At 70.0% G+C, this 1285-nt stretch carries 1 protein-coding gene; it reads left to right on the forward strand.

The window, feature by feature from the left end; translation table 11 throughout:
• Positions 1–1235 (forward strand): chitinase (locus ABZ641_RS37975; protein WP_359989187.1); only part of this gene is annotated, 1235 nt, incomplete at its 5' end.
• Positions 1236–1285 lie beyond the last annotated feature (50 nt).

A 1285-nucleotide genomic window follows, 5' to 3' on the forward strand; every position in this document is an offset into this window, starting at 1 on the left:
CGGCGATCGCCGCGCTCGGCCTGGCCGCCGCCGGCGCCGCCGCCGCCCTGAGCGGTGGCGACGCCCTGGCCTCCACAACCGCGGCCGCGCCGCTCGGAAGCAACTGGTACGCCTCGGCCCCGTACCTGATGCCGGAGGACAACTCGCCGCCGGACGTCGCCGCGGTGATGGACGCGACCGGTCAGAAGGCCTTCCAGTTGGCCTTCATCCTCGACTCCGGCGGCTGCACCCCGGCCTGGGGCGGCACCTCCTCGATCGACACCGACACCGCCATGCCGGCGGTGATCCAGAAGATCCGGGCGAAGGGCGGCGACGTCTCGATCTCGGTCGGCGGCTACGGCGGCAACAAGCTCGGCCAGGGCTGCGGCACCCCGGAGGCGACCGCGGCCGGCTACCAGAAGGTGATCACCAAGTACCAGCTGAAGGCGATCGACTTCGACCTGGAGGAGCCGGAGTACGAGAACGCGGCGGCGATCCACAACGAGATCGGCGCGGCGAAGATCCTCCAGCAGAACAACCCCGGCCTCTACGTCTCGATCACCACCGCCGGCACCAACGCGGGCACCGGCTGGTTCGGCACGCAGATGTTGAACGAGGCCAAGTCTCAGGGCTTCACGCCGAACAACTACTCGATCATGCCGTTCGACGGCGGCTTCAACGGCGCGGCGGCCCAGACCGACGCGCTGGTGAAGTTCAACAAGATCCTGCAGACCACCTTCGGCTGGGACGAGGCGACCGCCTACGCCCACGAGGGCGTCTCGCTGATGAACGGTCGGACCGACGCCGCCGAGTACTTCAAGCAGGCCGACTTCCAGACGGTGCTGGACTTCGCGACCGCGCACAAGCTGGCCCGCTACACCTACTGGTCCGTCAACCGGGACCGCCAGTGCGCCGGCACGGTGGACCCGGGCCTGTCCGGCTCCTGCTCCAGCGTGGCCCAGAACGACTGGGACTTCACCAAGTTCACCGTGAAGTTCGCCGGGGCGACCCCGCCCACCAGCACCCCGACCGCGACGGCCTCGCCGACCTCGTCGAGCTCGCCCACCTCGTCGGCCTCGCCGACCGGCAAGCCGGGCACCTGCACGCTGCCCGCGTGGAACGCGTCGACCGTCTACACCAACGGCAACAAGGTCTCGTACCAGGGCCACAACTACCACGCGAAGTGGTGGACCCAGAACGAGATCCCGACCAACAGCGGCCAGTGGGGCGTCTGGGCCGACGACGGCCCCTGCTGACGCCCACGACGAGTGCGGCGAGGGCCGGCGACCGGTCGTGCCCGGTCGCC

Source organism: Kitasatospora sp. NPDC007106 (assembly GCF_040634455.1).
Classification (GTDB): Bacteria; Actinomycetota; Actinomycetes; order Streptomycetales; family Streptomycetaceae; genus Kitasatospora; species Kitasatospora arboriphila.